This is a genomic window from Novosphingobium sp. UBA1939, from assembly GCF_002336885.1.
Taxonomy (GTDB): domain Bacteria; phylum Pseudomonadota; class Alphaproteobacteria; order Sphingomonadales; family Sphingomonadaceae; genus Novosphingobium.
The window spans coordinates 45,190-59,956 of the sequence record NZ_DDFB01000034.1 but is presented as its reverse complement, the minus strand read 5'-3'; the positions used below and the strand labels follow the sequence as shown (position 1 = coordinate 59,956).

At 66.5% G+C, this 14,767-nt stretch carries 13 protein-coding genes and 1 pseudogene (1 of these 14 cut by a window edge); 10 read left to right on the top strand and 4 right to left on the bottom strand.

The window, feature by feature from the left end; genetic code table 11:
• Nucleotides 1–5: 5 nt before the first annotated feature.
• From B3547_RS05540 to B3547_RS05520, 5 genes are all read left to right on the top strand, one after another.
• Entirely contained in the window at nucleotides 6–2,519 is a 2,514-nt protein-coding gene (locus B3547_RS05540) for a penicillin-binding protein 1A (RefSeq protein ID WP_292961012.1), read from the top strand.
• Between the two features lie 88 nt (nucleotides 2,520–2,607).
• Nucleotides 2,608–3,156, top strand: a complete 549-nt coding sequence (locus B3547_RS05535) for a peroxiredoxin (protein ID WP_124807935.1) — start codon at nucleotides 2,608–2,610, stop codon at nucleotides 3,154–3,156.
• Nucleotides 3,157–3,270: 114 nt separating this feature from the next.
• A complete protein-coding gene (gene prfB / locus B3547_RS05530) occupies nucleotides 3,271–4,398 on the top strand; it encodes a peptide chain release factor 2 (RefSeq protein ID WP_124807934.1) in 1,128 nt (375 codons plus the stop codon).
• Nucleotides 4,395–5,156 (top strand): class I SAM-dependent methyltransferase, encoded by a 762-nt coding sequence (locus B3547_RS05525; protein ID WP_292961006.1) that lies wholly within the window; start codon nucleotides 4,395–4,397, stop codon nucleotides 5,154–5,156. The genes prfB and B3547_RS05525 overlap by 4 nt, the downstream gene beginning before the upstream one ends.
• A gap of 9 nt (nucleotides 5,157–5,165) precedes the next feature.
• Complete coding sequence (locus tag B3547_RS05520) at nucleotides 5,166–6,587, top strand: NAD(P)H-dependent flavin oxidoreductase (RefSeq protein WP_125955059.1); 1,422 nt, start codon at nucleotides 5,166–5,168, stop codon at nucleotides 6,585–6,587.
• Between the two features lie 40 nt (nucleotides 6,588–6,627).
• On the opposite strand, the gene B3547_RS05515 is transcribed toward B3547_RS05520, so the two are convergent.
• The 3 genes from B3547_RS05515 to B3547_RS05505 all read right to left on the bottom strand — a co-directional run bounded on the left by B3547_RS05515 (nucleotide 6,628) and on the right by B3547_RS05505 (nucleotide 9,683).
• Nucleotides 6,628–7,083, bottom strand: a complete 456-nt coding sequence (locus tag B3547_RS05515) for a PilZ domain-containing protein (protein ID WP_194920238.1) — start codon at nucleotides 7,081–7,083, stop codon at nucleotides 6,628–6,630.
• 140 nt (nucleotides 7,084–7,223) lie between these two features.
• Nucleotides 7,224–8,531: an ammonium transporter gene (locus B3547_RS05510; RefSeq protein ID WP_370449657.1), complete on the bottom strand. Its 1,308-nt coding sequence runs from the start codon at nucleotides 8,529–8,531 to the stop codon at nucleotides 7,224–7,226.
• 108 nt (nucleotides 8,532–8,639) lie between these two features.
• The gene (locus B3547_RS05505; protein ID WP_292961001.1) at nucleotides 8,640–9,683 is read right to left on the bottom strand and encodes a 2-hydroxyacid dehydrogenase; all 1,044 of its coding nucleotides are present in this window, start codon (nucleotides 9,681–9,683) and stop codon (nucleotides 8,640–8,642) included.
• A gap of 91 nt (nucleotides 9,684–9,774) precedes the next feature.
• On the opposite strand from B3547_RS05505, the gene B3547_RS05500 reads away from it, so the two are divergent.
• On the top strand, nucleotides 9,775–10,278 hold the full coding sequence (locus tag B3547_RS05500) for an SH3 domain-containing protein (RefSeq protein ID WP_292960999.1): 504 nt from the start codon (nucleotides 9,775–9,777) through the stop codon (nucleotides 10,276–10,278).
• A gap of 28 nt (nucleotides 10,279–10,306) precedes the next feature.
• Here B3547_RS05500 and B3547_RS05495 read toward each other — a convergent pair whose 3' ends face one another.
• On the bottom strand, nucleotides 10,307–11,503 hold the full coding sequence (locus B3547_RS05495; protein ID WP_292960997.1) for an acetyl-CoA C-acyltransferase: 1,197 nt from the start codon (nucleotides 11,501–11,503) through the stop codon (nucleotides 10,307–10,309).
• 198 nt (nucleotides 11,504–11,701) lie between these two features.
• Between B3547_RS05495 and B3547_RS05490 the strand changes: the two genes are divergently transcribed.
• The 4 genes and pseudogenes from B3547_RS05490 to B3547_RS05475 all read left to right on the top strand — a co-directional run.
• Nucleotides 11,702–12,472 (top strand): prepilin peptidase, encoded by a 771-nt coding sequence (locus B3547_RS05490; protein ID WP_292960995.1) that lies wholly within the window; start codon nucleotides 11,702–11,704, stop codon nucleotides 12,470–12,472.
• 38 nt (nucleotides 12,473–12,510) lie between these two features.
• Nucleotides 12,511–13,941: a coniferyl aldehyde dehydrogenase gene (locus B3547_RS05485; protein WP_125955063.1), complete on the top strand. Its 1,431-nt coding sequence runs from the start codon at nucleotides 12,511–12,513 to the stop codon at nucleotides 13,939–13,941.
• A gap of 161 nt (nucleotides 13,942–14,102) precedes the next feature.
• Nucleotides 14,103–14,477 carry an NADH-quinone oxidoreductase subunit A gene (locus B3547_RS05480; protein ID WP_124807926.1) on the top strand — a complete coding sequence of 125 codons (375 nt, stop codon included), beginning with the start codon at nucleotides 14,103–14,105 and terminating at the stop codon, nucleotides 14,475–14,477.
• A pseudogene (locus B3547_RS05475) lies at nucleotides 14,474–14,767 on the top strand (NADH-quinone oxidoreductase subunit B); it runs 146 nt beyond the window's last position. Before B3547_RS05480 ends, B3547_RS05475 begins: the two are co-directional and overlap by 4 nt.

The window sequence follows — 14,767 nt, the reverse complement described above, 5'->3', positions numbered from 1 at the left end:
GCACGATGGCCGAAGATACGCCCCAGAAGAGCATCAGCTACCGCATCCGCCGCGAGGCATCGGGGCTGTTTGCATGGTTCCGCCAAACCTGGCGCGAAAGGAAGTGGTTCCGTTTCGGGGGTTATGCCCTTGGCGCGCTGGTCGCGCTCTATTTCCTTGTCTGGGTGTTCGTGGCGCGGGGGCTGCCCTCGGCCGACAAGCTGCTGACCTATCAGCCGCCGCTGCCCACGATGGTGCGCGGCGCGGATGGCGAGATTGCGTCGTCCTATGCGCGCGAACGGCGCGTGCAGTTGCGCTTCGTCGATTTTCCCGAGCCGCTGATCAACGCCTTCCTTTCGGCAGAGGACAAGACGTTCTGGACGCACGGCGGCATCGATTACACCGGCTTCGTCGGCGCGGTGTTCGATTATGCCACCAAGTTCGGCTCCGGCCAGCGCGCGCGGGGCGGGTCCACGATCACCCAGCAGGTCGCCAAGAACATCCTGCTGGGCGACGAATACTCGATCACGCGCAAGCTCAAGGAACTGATCCTGGCCCGGCGCATCGAGGGCGTGCTGACCAAGCAGCAGATCCTTGAGCTCTATCTCAACGAAATCCCGCTGGGCCGCCAGAGCTTCGGCGTGCAGGCGGCGTCGCGGGCCTATTTCGACAAGGATGTGGGCGATCTGAAGCTGCACGAGGTGGCGTTCCTCGCCATCCTGCCCAAGGCGCCGGAGAAGTATGGCCGCACCAAGTTCCATGACGAGGCGGTGGCGCGCCGCAACTGGGTGCTGGACCAGATGGTCCGCAACGGCTGGGCCACGCAGGCGCAGGCGGACGAGGCCAAGGCGCAACCGCTGGGCCTGGTGGCGCGGCGGGCGGAGAACTACACCGCCGATGCCGGCTATTTCCTGGAGGAAGTGCGCCGCCAGCTGATCGACAAGTTCGGCGAAAAGGCCGAGGATGGCCCCAACAGCGTCTATGCCGGCGGGCTGTGGGTGCGGACCTCGCTCGATACCCAGTTGCAGACGGCGGCACAGGACGCGTTGCGCGCGGGCCTGCTGCGCTATTCGGGCGGGCGGCCGTGGCACGGACCGGTAGCGACGATCGACCTCTCCGATGGTAACTGGCAGACCCAGCTCATCACCAGCAACCTCTCGATCCGCTATCTCGACTGGCGCGTCGGCGTGGTGCTTTCGCGCAGGGGCGATAGCGGCCAGATCGGCTTTGCCGATGGCACCACGGGGCCGCTCTATGGCATGCCGCAGGCGATGAAGCCGGGCGATGTGATCACGGTGGCGCCCAACGGCAATGCCTGGGCGGTGCGGACCGTGCCGGAAGTCTCGGGCGGCATGGTGGTCGAAGACCCGCAGAGCGGGCGCGTGCTGGCCATGCAGGGCGGTTTCGATGCGCGGCTGGGCTCGTTCAACCGCGCTACGCAGGCACAGCGCCAGCCCGGCTCCACGATCAAGCCTTTCGTCTATGCCACTGGCCTCGATAACGGGATGACACCGGCCTCCATGGTCGTCGACGGCACGTTCTGCGTCTATCAGGGCGCGGCGCTGGGCCAGAAGTGCTTCCGCAACTTCGGTGGCGAAGGCGGTTCGGGCAGCCACACGATGCGCTGGGGCCTCGAACAGTCGCGCAACCTGATGACCGTGCGCATTGCCAACGATACCGGCATGGATCGCGTGGTGAAGACGATCCGCGATGTTGGCATCGGCGATTACAAGCCGTTCCTGTCGATGGCGCTGGGCGCTGGAGACACCACGGTGCTGCGCATGGTCAACGCTTATTCGGCGCTGGCCAACCATGGGCGCCAGCACGATCCGTCGGTGATCGATTTCGTGCAGGACCGCAACGGCAAGGTCGTGTGGCGCGCCGACAACCGGCCGTGCGACGGGTGCAACATGGCGCGGTGGGACGGCAAGCCCATGCCCCGCCTGAAGCCGTCGGGCCGTCAGGTGATGGATGCGCGCACCGCCTACCAGGTCGTCCACATGCTCGAAGGTGTGGTCATTCGCGGCACGGCGGTGACGCTGCGCGATCTCAACCTGCCACTGTTCGGCAAGACCGGCACGACGTCCGGGCCGACGAACGTATGGTTCGTGGGCGGTTCGCCCGACATCATCGCCGGTGTGTACATGGGCTACGACCAGCCGCGCAGCCTGGGCGGCTATGCGCAGGGCGGTCGCATCGCCGCGCCGATCTTCAAGCAGTTCGTCCAGTCCACCCGCGCGCGCTGGGCCGATGTGCCGTTCCCGGTGCCCGAAGGCGTGCGTATGGTGCGCATCGATCGCGTCTCGGGCAAGCGCGTGTTCGGCGGCATGCCGAACAACGATGAACCCAAGGCGTCGGTTATCTGGGAGGCGTTCAAGCCCGATACCGAGCCACGGCGCACGATCCACCAGGAAGAACTGACGACCAAGGAAGCCGTGCTCGATGCGCTACGCCGCGCCCGCGCCGCGCGCCACGGGGCGGCGGCCGCGCCCGAAGGCGGGGAGGAAGGCTTCGTGGAGGAACAGGGCGGGATCTACTGACCCGGCCCTGTTCCCGCTTCGTCGCCCTATCGGGCAGCCCGCGTTTTGGCATCTCCCCGCGTGGCGCGGAGCCTGCTATATTAGAGGGATGATCCCACGCTCCATCAAGGCTGCCGCCGCGGCCATCGCCCTTGTCCTCCCGTTCGCCGCGCAGGCGGAATTGCCGCAAGGGGCGCGCGCGCCCGATTTCGCGGCGCAAGGCGCGCTGGGCGGGCGGACGTTCCAGTTCAACCTGCGCCAGGCGCTGCGCCGTGGCCCGGTCGTGCTCTATTTCTACCCCAAGGCTTTCACCCAGGGCTGCACGCTGGAAGCGCACGCCTTTGCCGAGGCGACGGACCAGTTCCGTGCCGCCGGGGCCACCGTGGTCGGGATGTCGGCCGATGACCTGCCGACGCTCCAGAAGTTTTCGCGCGAAGCCTGCCGCGACAAGTTCGCCGTGGCCGCCGCCACGCCGCAGGTGATCGCGGCCTATGACGTCGATCTCAAGCGCGATGGCACGTCCACCGGGCTGACCAAGCGCACCAGCTACGTGATCGGGCGCGATGGCCGGGTCGTGCTGGTGCATTCGGACATGGACTATCGCGATCACGTCCGCCTGACGCTGGAAGCGGTGCAGCGCCTGCGCGCGCGCCGCTAGGCCCCTTTTCGAGCGCCATAACCCGCATAGGCGGGCGCCGGGCAATGATAACCGGCCTTTACTTGGCGCGCCGCTTCGCTAAGCGGTTCCGCTCATTTACGGAGTTCAGGTGTCATGCGGGCCGAAGGTCAGGCTCATATCGATCGCATCGAAGCGTCGCTGGCGTTGGTGCGCAAGTTCCTCGATTGGGATCGCGCCGTCCGCCGGCTCGATGAACTCAACGCGCGCGTCGAAGACCCGAAGCTGTGGGACGATCCCAAGAAGGCCGAGGAAGTGATGCGCGAGCGTCGCCGGCTGGAAGCCGCGATCGGCACAGTCAACCAGATCGGCCAGGAAATGGCCGACGCGATCGAGTTCGTCGAACTGGGCGAGATGGAGGACGACGAAGCTACCATCAACGAAGGGCTGGCGACGCTGGCGGCGCTGGCCGAACGGGCGGACAACGACAAGGTGCAGGCATTGCTGGCCGGCGAGGCCGACGCCAACAACGCCTATCTCGAAGTCCACGCCGGCGCCGGCGGCACCGAAAGCCAGGACTGGGCGGAAATGCTCCAGCGCATGTACACGCGCTGGGCCGAACGGCATGGCTACAAGGTCGATCTGGTCGACTATCACGCGGGCGAAGCCGCCGGCATCAAGTCAGCCACGCTGCTGATCAAGGGCGAGAATGCCTATGGTTATGCGAAGACGGAAAGCGGCGTCCACCGCCTCGTCCGCATCAGCCCCTATGACAGCTCGGCGCGGCGGCACACCTCGTTCAGCTCGGTCTGGGTCTATCCCGAAATCGACGACAACATCGAGGTCGATATCAATCCGGCCGACCTGAAGATCGATACCTACCGTGCATCGGGCGCGGGCGGGCAGCACGTCAACACGACCGATTCGGCGGTGCGCATCACCCACGTGCCGACCGGCATCATCGTCGCCAGCCAGAACGACCGTTCGCAGCACAAGAACCGCGCGACCGCGATGAACATGCTGAAGGCGCGGATCTACGAAGCCGAACTGGCCAAGCGCGAGGCGGCGGCGAGCGGCGAATATGCCGCCAAGACCGAGATCGGCTGGGGCCACCAGATCCGTTCCTACGTGTTGCAGCCCTACCAGCAGGTGAAGGACCTGCGCACCGGTGTGGTTTCGACCAATCCCACGGACGTGCTGGATGGCGCGCTCGATCCGTTCATGGCGGCGGCGCTCTCGCAAAAGGTGACCGGCGAAAAGGTCGCCGTGGAAGACGACGATTGAGCAGGCGGGCTGCCCTGGGCCTGCGGGCGGGCCTGATCGGGGTGGCCTGCGTGGCGCTGGCGTCGTGCCAGCGGCCGTCCGACGAGGATCGGGCTCCGACTGCGCGGGCGTTCCCGCGTGCGGACAGGCCCGTATCGGGACCGGGCGGCAGTGGCTTCACCACCGAGGCGGAGCGCGACAACCGCAAGGAAGCGCAGACGGTCATGGACCTGGCCGCGATCCAGCCGGGCATGACCGTGGCCGATATCGGCGCGGGCGAGGGCTATTACACCGTCCGCCTGGCGGCCCGTGTCGGCGCCAAGGGGCGCGTATTGGCGCAGGACATCGACGAGGCGGCGCTGCGCAAGCTGGGCGCGCGCGTCGAGCATGACCGGCTCGACAACGTGTCGATCAAGCCCGGCGCGGTCGACGATCCACGCATTCCGGAACACAGTTTCGACCGCGTGTTCCTGATCCACATGTATCACGAAGTGGGGGAACCCTATGCGTTCCTGTGGCGCCTCTGGCCCGCGCTGCGGCCGGGCGGACGCGTGATCGTGGTCGATCTGGACCGGCCGACCGAACAGCACGGAACGCCGCCGGCGCTTCTGTTCTGCGAATTTGAGGCGGTGGGCTTCCGCTTGAGTGAATTTCAACGTAAGCCCGAAATAGCGGGCTATTATGCACAGTTCGAAGCCGCGCCCAGGCGGCCCGAACCCGGTAAGATAAAGCCGTGTCGGCTGGAAGCCGGGCAGGTCACGCGCGCGAAGGGTCGTTGAGAGGGGTTTATGTCTGCGTTCAAGGGGTTGAAGCCGATTCTGTATGGCGGCCGTGAAGTCTGGCCGCTGGTTGAAGGCGGCAAGGGCGTGGCGGCCACCAATCATGCCAGTTCGGGGGCATGGGCGGCTGCGGGCGGAATCGGTACGGTCAGCGCCGTCAACGCCGATAGCTATGACGCCGAAGGCAAGATCATTCCGCAGATTTACAACGCCATGACTCGCCGTGAGCGGCACGAGGAACTGATCCGCTACGCGATCGACGGCGCGGTCGAGCAGGTGCGGCGCGCCTATGATATCGCCAGCGGCCCCAACGGCATGCGTGGCGCGATCAACATCAACGTGTTGTGGGAAATGGGCGGTGCGCAGCAGGTGCTGGAAGGCGTGCTGGAAAAGACGCGCGGCCTTGTTACCGGCGTGACCTGCGGCGCGGGGATGCCCTACAAGCTTTCGGAAATCGCGGCGCGGTTCAACGTCAACTATCTGCCGATCGTCTCATCCGCGCGCGCCTTTCGCGCGCTGTGGAAGCGGGCCTACCACAAGGTTTCCGATCTGATGGCCGCCGTGGTCTACGAAGACCCGTGGCTGGCGGGCGGCCATAATGGCCTGTCGAATGCGGAAAACCCGCTGACGCCGGAAGATCCCTATCCCCGCGTTGCCGCGCTGCGCGATACGATGCGCAAGGAAGGCGTTTCGGACGACGTGCCGATCGTGATGGCCGGCGGTGTATGGTTCCTGCGCGAATGGAACGACTGGATCGACAATCCGGAACTCGGCAGCATCGCCTTCCAGTTCGGCACGCGGCCGCTGCTGACGCACGAAAGCCCCATTCCGCAGGCGTGGAAGGACCATCTGCGCACGCTGGAACCGGGCGACGTGCTGCTGCACCGCTTTTCCCCCACGGGGTTCTACAGCTCGGCCGTGCGCAATCCCTTCCTGCGCAATCTCGAAGCGCGTTCGGAACGCCAGATTCCCTATTCCAAGGTCGCGGCGGGCGAACACACCGTGCAACTCGATGTCGGGGTGAAGGGCAAGAACTTCTGGGTCACGCCAGCCGATCTCGATCGCGCGCGCAACTGGTTTGGTGCGGGCTATACCGATGCACTGCGCACGCCGGACGATACCATCGTGTTCGTGACGCCCGCCGAGCGTGAGGAAATCCGCAAGGATCAGGCCGATTGCATGGGCTGTCTTTCCCACTGTGGCTTTTCGTCCTGGAAGGATCATGACGACTATACCACCGGCCGGCTCGCCGATCCGCGCAGCTTCTGCATCCAGAAGACGTTGCAGGACATCGCGCACGGCGGCCCGGTGGATCAGAACCTCATGTTCGCCGGCCACGCGGCCTATCGTTTCAAGCAGGACCCGTTCTATTCGAACAACTTCACGCCCAGCGTGAAGCAATTGGTCGATCGTATCCTGACGGGGGACTGACGCCGAAGACCTTGCGCGGGTAAGTGGTGCGGCCGCGCCTTCAGCCCCAGAGGCTGAAGGCGACGATGATCGGCAGCCATGCCAGCAAGGCAAGGCCGATCCAGATCGCCAACTTCGCGCGGGGCGAGAACACTTCCTGCGATCGCTGGTCCGCCGGGATCGTCACCTGGCCATGCAGCGCGGGCGAACGCAGCAGCAGCGCGCTGACGGTGGCGCGGCTGATCGGCGTAACGAATTCGCAGCCGTGGCGCGTGCCCGCTGTCCACACGACGACCGCCTCGGTGGCCGAGGCCGTTTCGGGCAGACCGATGTCTACCACATCGCCTTCGTCCAGCGCGGTATCGCTTTCGAGCAGGAAGCCGCGTTCCGACAAGTCGAGCAGCCTGGCGTCGACGGGCGTACCCGCTGCGGTGACATTGGCTTCTACCGACAGCGTCAGGCGGCGTCGATGCGCGGTCCTCGCCTCAAGGGCGTCCGCCAATTTGTGCTGGACCATCACATCACTCCTTCGGAGATGACGTATCAATGGCCGGTAAAAGAATCGTTATCGATCAGCAGGGTATGAAGCAACATCGGCATCGGCGGTGATTTCGGGACGATGACCCGAACGTCTGGGGAAGGCCGGGTCGCCCGCCGTCAGTCCATTTCCCACGCCCGTTCGCCGTGGCTGGTCAGGTCCAGACCGTCCCGTTCCTCGTCTTCGGTGACGCGCATCGGTATCACCATCGAGACCATCAGGGCGGCGATGGTGGTGGCAAAGGCGCTCCAGATCGCCACGATGCCCACGCCGCCGACCTGCCCGACGATCTGGCGCGCCATGCCCATGCCATCGGCATAGCCGGTGCCGCCCAGCGACGGCGAGACGAACACCGCGAGCAGGATCGACCCGAGCATGCCGCCCACGCCATGCACTGCGAAAACGTCAAGCGAATCATCGATATGGAGCTTGTGCTTCACAAGCAGGATCATCGGATAGCATACCGCCGCGGCGGCAACGCCGAGCAGCATCGCCGCACCCGGCGCGATGAAGCCGGCGGCCGGCGTCACCGTGGCTAGGCCGGCGATCGCGCCGGTGGCGAAGCCCACCGAGGTGGGTTTGCCCACGGTCAGCTTTTCGATCAGCAGCCAGGCCAGCGCCGCCGCGCTGGCGGCGGCGTGGGTGTTGATGATGGCGGAGGCCGCGTCGTCGTTGGCGGCCAGCGCCGAGCCGCCGTTGAAGCCGAACCAGCCCACCCACAGCAGCGCCGCGCCGGCCAACGTCAGCGCCGGGCTGTGCGGCAGCATCAGAGACTTGGGAAAGCCGTTGCGCTTGCCCAGCAGCATGGCGACGACCAGCGCCGAGACGCCGGCGGTGGTGTGGACCACGATGCCGCCGGCGAAATCCAGCGTGCCGAGCTTGGTCGCCAGCCAGCCGCCGCCCCAGATCCAGTGCGCGACGGGCGCATAGACGATCAGGCTCCACAACGCCGAAAAGGCGACGACCCAGCCGAACCGCGCGCGATCGACCCAGGCGCCGACCATCAGCGCGGGGGTGATCAGCGCGAAGCACATCTGGAACAGGGCGAACGCGCTTTCGGGCACGCCGTAGCTGCCGCGCACATTGCCGAGATTGAGCAGCATCCAGGCATTGCCGGCGCCAATCCAGCCATTGGTCACTTCGCCGAAGGCCAGCGTATAGCCAGCGGCGATCCACAGCAGCGAGGCAACGGCGATGATTGCGCCGGTCTGCACCATCACCGCCAGGAAGCCCTTGGCGCGCACCAGGCCGCCGTAGAACAGGGTAAGGCCCGGCGCGGCCATCATCAGCACCAGCGCCGAAGCCGCGAGAAGCCAGGCGGTATCGCCGCTGTCGGCGGAATCGAGCGTAGTGGCGGTCTGGGCCTGCGCCAGTGCCGGAATGGCCGATGTCGCGGCCATCGCGGCCGTTGCCAGAAACTTGCGCACTCTTGCCCCTCCGTCCGCGCTTGCGGTTATGCGGTGTCCGTTCAAGCCCCTAGGCGAAGCGCTTGGCCCTGTACAGGCAGAGGAGGCGATGGCGCCGGATCGGCGGCGTCAGACCCAGCCTTCCAGCACCTGATCGGGCGGGCGATGTCCGTCGGCCCAGAAGCGGATGTTGGCCATGACCTTTTCGCCCGATGCGATGCGGCCCTCGAACGTGGCGCTGCCCATGTGCGGCAGGATCGCTACGTTGTGGTGCGCCAGGAGGCGCGGATCGACCTGCGGCTCGTGCTCGAACACGTCGAGTCCCGCGCCACCGATACGCCCTGCCACGAGCGCTTCGATCAGCGCCTGTTCGTCCACGATCTGCCCGCGCGCGGTATTGATGAGGTAGGCTTCGGGCTTCATCAGCGCGATCCGCCTGGCATCGAGCAGGTGGTGCGTTTCGGGCGAGGCGGGGCAGTGCAGCGACAGGATGTCCGCATCGCCAATCAGGGTGTCGAGATCGGCGACGTAGCGTGCGCCCAGCATGGTTTCGAGCGCTTCGGGCAGGCGGTGCCGGTTGTGATAGGCGACCTGCAGGCCGAAGGCGCGGGCGCGGTGCGCCACGGCCTGCCCGATCCGGCCCATGCCAATGATGCCCAGCGTCTTGCCGTTGAGCCGGTGGCCAAGCAGCGTGGATGGCGCCCAGCCTTGCCACTTGCCGGCGCGCAGGATGCGGCCGCCATGGTTGAGCCGCCGCGCGACGGAAATGATCAGCGCCAGCGTCATGTCCGCCGTATCGTCGGTGAAGACGCCGGGCGTGTTGGTCACGATGATCTTGCGGGCGCGGGCGGCGGCCAGGTCGATATGTTCGATGCCGGCGCCGAAATTGGCGATCAGGCCCAGCCGGTCGCCCGCTTCGGCAATCATCCCGGCGTCGATCGTGTCGGTCACGGTCGGCACCAGCACATTGCAGGATTGCATCGCGGCGACGAGTTCGTCGCGCGTCATCGCCCGGTCATCGGCGTTCAGTGTCACGTCGAACAGTTCGCGCATCCGCTGTTCGGTTTCCGGCAGCAGGCGGCGGGTGACGATGACCGAGGGTTTCCCCTCGATCCGGCGTTTGACGGCTTCGTGCGCGGTGCGCGCGCCGGCGGCGCTCTGGTGCGTTGGCATGATCGTATCGCTATGCCTGCGGGACAGGGATGGTCAAGCGCGTGGTTGCCCTGTCGTGCCAATGCTGTATCGCATGGCGGGCAAGTTTTTGTTGGATTTGGTCTGGGGTTTCCGTGTCGTGCGTGCCGTGAAGTATGTCCTGCCCTGCGTCCTTGCCGTGTCCGCCGGTCTTTCCAGCCACGCCGTGCGCGCGGAGGATGGCGGCGCGCCATACTGGGTTTCGCTGCGCAAGGATGAATCGAACATGCGCGTCGGCCCCGGCCGGGAATACCGGATCAACTGGACCTACGTGCGCAAGGGGTTGCCGATGAAGGTGCTGCGCGTGATGGGCGGCTGGCGGCTGGTGGAGGACCCGGACGGTTCGCGCGGGTGGATGCTCGCCCAGTTCCTGGCGCGCGCCCATACCGGCATGGTCAAGGGCGGCGTCGCGGAGATGCGCGAAAAGGCCGACGGCTCGGGCCGGCTGCTGTGGCGGCTGGCGCCCGGCGTGGTGGGCACGATCGGCGATTGCGGCGCCGGCTGGTGCCAGTTCGATGTTAATGGCCGCAAGGGCTATGCCCAGCAAGCGGCCATCTGGGGGGCAGGGGCACCGTAACGCCGGCGCCCCGCCATTTTCTTGCGGGTCAGACCAGCTCTATCGCCAGCGCGGTGGCTTCGCCGCCGCCGATGCACAGGCTGGCCACGCCCTTGGTCTTGCCGTGGCGCTTCAGCGCGCCGATCAGCGTGGTGACGATGCGCGTGCCGCTGGCGCCGATCGGATGGCCCAGCGCCGTGGCGCCGCCGTGCACGTTGATCTTCTCGTGCGGGATGCCCAGATCGTGCATCGCGAACATCGCGACGCAGGCGAAAGCTTCGTTCACTTCGAACAGATCGACATCGGCGATCGACCAGCCGGCCCGTTCCAGCACCTTGTTGATCGCGCCGACCGGGGCGACCGTGAAGTCCTTCGGTTCCTGCGCGTGCGCGGCCAGCGCGACAACCTTCGCCACCGGCTTCAGGCCTTCCGCATCGGCAACGCTCTGGCGAGTGATCACCACGGCGGCGGCGCCGTCGGAAATCGAGCTGGAGGTGGCGGCCGTGATCGTGCCGTCCTTGGCGAAGGCGGGCTTGAGCGTCGGAATTTTGTCCGGGCGGCCCTTGCCGGGCTGTTCGTCGGTATCGACCACGACATCGCCGCCGCGCGACTTCACGGTCACCGGCGCGATTTCGTCCACGAACGCCCCTTCCGCGATCGCGGTCTGCGCGCGGCGCAGCGATTCGATCGTGTAGCCATCCTGCGCTTCGCGGGTCAGCTGGTATTCGTTGGCGGTATCCTGCGCGAACGTGCCCATCGCGCGGCCCGGCTCGTAGGCGTCTTCCAGGCCATCGAGGAACATGTGATCGTAGGCGGTATCATGCCCGATGCGCGCGCCCGAACGGTGCTTCTTGAGCAGGTATGGCGCGTTGGTCATGCTTTCCATGCCGCCGGCCACGATCACGTCGACGCTGCCGGAAGCCAGCGCCTCGGCGCCCATGATCACGGTCTGCATGCCGGAGCCGCAGACCTTGTTGACGGTGGTTGCCTGCACGGACTTGGGCAGGCCGGCCTTGATCGCGGCCTGGCGCGCCGGCGCCTGGCCGAGACCGGCGGGCAGCACGCAGCCCATGTAGACGCGGTCGATCTTGTCACCCGCCACGCCGGCACGCTCGACGGCGGCCTTGACGGCGGTGGCGCCGAGGTCGGTGGCGGCGGCATCGGACAGCGCGCCTTGCATCGAACCCATCGGAGTGCGCGCGTAAGACAGGATGACGACCGGGTCTGCGGCGGAAAACTGGGCCATGGCGATCACACTCCTTCAATGGTCGGGTCAGGAAAGACCCGGATATGGGGTCGGTCCGGGCGGGCGGCAACCATCTGACGATCCGTTGCGGTTCGTTGGCGGTTCCTGTGGCCACGATCGCGCCGGGGCTGGACTTGGCGGGGCCATACTGCCACGCCGCGCTCATGGCAATCGAGCCGACGGGGGAGTCACGAACGCGTGGCATATGCCAGCCTGCCGCTGATCTGGTCCGCGTCGGCGATGCTGGGCGCGATCGTCGGGAGCTTCCTGGGCGCGGCGCTGGCGCGGTTGCCGGAGGAACGGTCGGTCGTGACAGGGCGGTCGGCCTGCGATCATTGCGGGCGGACGCTTGGCCCGCTGGAGCTTGTGCCGGTGTTGTCCTGGCTCGTGCAGCGGGGGCGCTGCCGGACCTGCGGCGGTGCGATCGGTGGCTGGCAGCTTGGCTGCGAACTGGGCGGCGCGACGGTGGCGCTGGTTTCCGTCATCGCCATGCCCGATCGCACCGCGCTGGCTGCAATGATACTGGGCTGGCAACTGCTGTTGCTGGCGTTGCTCGATCTGCGGCACTTCTGGCTACCCTTGCCGCTGGTGGGCACGCTCGCCGGTTCGGGAGGCGCGCTCGCGCTGCTGCGCGGGGCGGTGGAGCAAGATAGCGGTCCGGTCCTGTGGGCCGGCGCGGGCGCGCTGACAGGCTTCGGCATGCTCTGGCTGATCGCCGCCTACTATCGCCGGGTGCGCGGCCGCGAAGGCATGGGGGGAGGGGACCCGCTGCTGCTGGGCGCGATCGGCCTGTGGTTGGGGCCGGTGGGGACGGTCGCCACCCTGCTGGGAGGCAGCGTGATCGGGCTTCTCGCAACGGTTGCTTTGCTGGCGGGAGGCCGTAAGGTCTCGCGCCAAACGGCCCTGCCGCTCGGAACCTGTCTCGCCGCCGCCGGCTGGCCGGTCTTCCTGTTCCAGGGCTTCGGATAAATCGGACCGGCACAAGCGGTTCGGGGACGGGGATTGTGATGAACGAGACGAATCGCACGGACATGCTGGCCGTTCTGGAACGCCAGCGCACGGCCTTCACGGCGGCGCGCCCCGAAGCGCTTTCGGTGCGGCACGACCGGCTGGAGCGTTGCGCCACCATGCTCAAGGAGCATGGCGAGGCGTTCGCCAAGGCGATGAGCGCCGATTTCGGCCACCGCAGCCACGAACAGTCCATGCTGACCGACATCATGCCCTCGGTCAGCATCGTGCGCTATTCGCAGAAGCGGATGAAGCGCTGGTCGCGTCCCGAAAAGCGCCACGTCAACTTCCCGCTGAACTTGCTCGGTGCGCGGGCGGAAGTGCGCTACGAACCCAAGGGCGTGATCGGCATCGTCGCGCCGTGGAACTTCCCGGTCGGGCTGACCATGGCCCCGCTGGCCCAGGCTTTCGCCGCCGGCAACCGCGCGATGCTCAAGCCTTCGGAGTTTACCGAGCGCACGTCCGAACTGATGCAGGAACTGTTCCCGCGTTATTTCGCGGAAGAGGAAGTGGCCGTCATCACGGGCGGGCCGGAAACCGGGCAGGCGTTTTGCGGGCTGCCGTTCGACCATCTGCTGTTCACCGGGGCGACGCCGATCGGCCGCCACGTGCTCCATGCCGCCGCCGATCACCTCGTGCCGGTCACGCTGGAACTGGGCGGCAAGTCGCCCACGATCTTCGGCCGCAGCGCCGATCTCCAGCGCAGCGCAGAGCGTGTGGCGCTGGGCAAGATGATGAACGCGGGGCAGATATGCCTCGCGCCCGACTACATGATGGTGCCCGAGGAACTGGAGGATCGCGCCATCGCCGCGGTCGCCGCCGGAGTCAGCTCGATGTATCCGACGCTGCTCGCCAACGACGACTACACCTCGGTCATCAACCGCCGCCACCGCGATCGTCTGGCGGGGCTTGTGGAGGATGCGCGAGAGAAAGGCGCCGAGGCGATCGTCGTCAATCCGGGCGGCGAGGACTTCGCCGGCACCAACGGCAACAAGATGCCGCTGACCATCCTGCGCAACGTCAACGACGACATGCGCGTGATGCAGGAGGAAATCTTCGGTCCGGTCCTGCCGGTGAAAACCTATCGCGCGATCGACGAGGTGATCGATTACGTCAACGCGCACGATCGTCCGCTGGGGCTGTACTACTTCGGCCAGGACAAGGCCGAGGCGGAGAAGGTACTGACCCGCACCATCTCGGGCGGCGTTACCGTCAACGACGTGATCTTCCACGTTTCGGCCGATGACCTGCCGTTCGGCGGAATCGGGCCTTCGGGAATGGGCAGTTATCATGGCGTGGAAGGTTTCCGCACGTTCAGCCATGCGCGCGCGGTCTATCGTCAGCCGAAGGTCGATCTTGCGAAGCTGGCAGGGTTGCGGCCGCCCTATGGTGCCGCGACGCAGCGCACCCTGAAGATGCAACTTAAGTAAGCCCCGCATACGATCGCGGGAGGCCCGGAAACGGGGCTGTAATCGGCACGGGAAGGCCAAAAGGGTGGAGAAACTGCCCTTGCGGGCGCTGCACGGCACTTGCGCGCGGGCGGCGTCGGGACTAGGGCGCGGAGCGAACACCAGCTAGGCGAGTCAGCCCCTTGGTCGATCTGTCACAATATCTGCCGATCCTGATCTTCCTCGGGATCGCTCTCGCGCTTTCCAGTGCCTTTGTGTTCCTGCCGATGGGCGTTTCCCGCTTGACGGGAACCTACAATCCCAACGCGGAGAAGCTCAGCGAGTACGAATGCGGCTTCCCCGCGTTCGAGGACCCGCGCAGCCAGTTCGACGTCCGGTTCTACCTGGTCGCGATCCTGTTCATCATCTTCGATCTGGAAGCGGCGTTCCTGTTTCCCTGGGCGGTCAGCCTGAAGGAAACGGGCTGGGCCGGCTGGTTCACGATGATGCTGTTCCTGGCGGAACTGGTCGTCGGGTTTGCCTACGCCTGGAAAAAGGGAGCGCTGGATTGGGAATGAGCAACATGGTCACCGCTCCGACTGCAACCGGCGCTGCCGCCGGCTCTGCCATCACCGCGCCCGATCAGGCGTTTTTCGAAAGCCTCAATGCCGAGGTTTCGGACAAGGGTTTCCTCGTCACCTCGACCGAGGAACTGTTCCAGTGGGCGCGCACCGGTTCGCTGTGGTGGATGACGTTCGGCCTGGCCTGCTGCGCGGTCGAGATGATCCACGTGAACATGCCGCGCTACGACATGGAGCGCTTCGGCGTCGCGCCGCGCGCATCCCCGCGCCAGTCGGACGTGATGATC

Coding starts and splice junctions, on each gene's coding strand:
- B3547_RS05515 (WP_194920238.1), bottom strand. CDS start 7,083: ATGGTCCAGCACAAATTGGCGGACGCCCTTGAGGCGAGGACCGCGCAT.
- B3547_RS05520 (WP_125955059.1), top strand. CDS start 5,166: ATGTCTGCGTTCAAGGGGTTGAAGCCGATTCTGTATGGCGGCCGTGAA.
- B3547_RS05505 (WP_292961001.1), bottom strand. CDS start 9,683: ATGCCAACGCACCAGAGCGCCGCCGGCGCGCGCACCGCGCACGAAGCC.
- B3547_RS05485 (WP_125955063.1), top strand. CDS start 12,511: ATGAACGAGACGAATCGCACGGACATGCTGGCCGTTCTGGAACGCCAG.
- B3547_RS05535 (WP_124807935.1), top strand. CDS start 2,608: ATGATCCCACGCTCCATCAAGGCTGCCGCCGCGGCCATCGCCCTTGTC.
- prfB (WP_124807934.1), top strand. CDS start 3,271: ATGCGGGCCGAAGGTCAGGCTCATATCGATCGCATCGAAGCGTCGCTG.
- B3547_RS05495 (WP_292960997.1), bottom strand. CDS start 11,503: ATGGCCCAGTTTTCCGCCGCAGACCCGGTCGTCATCCTGTCTTACGCG.
- B3547_RS05540 (WP_292961012.1), top strand. CDS start 6: ATGGCCGAAGATACGCCCCAGAAGAGCATCAGCTACCGCATCCGCCGC.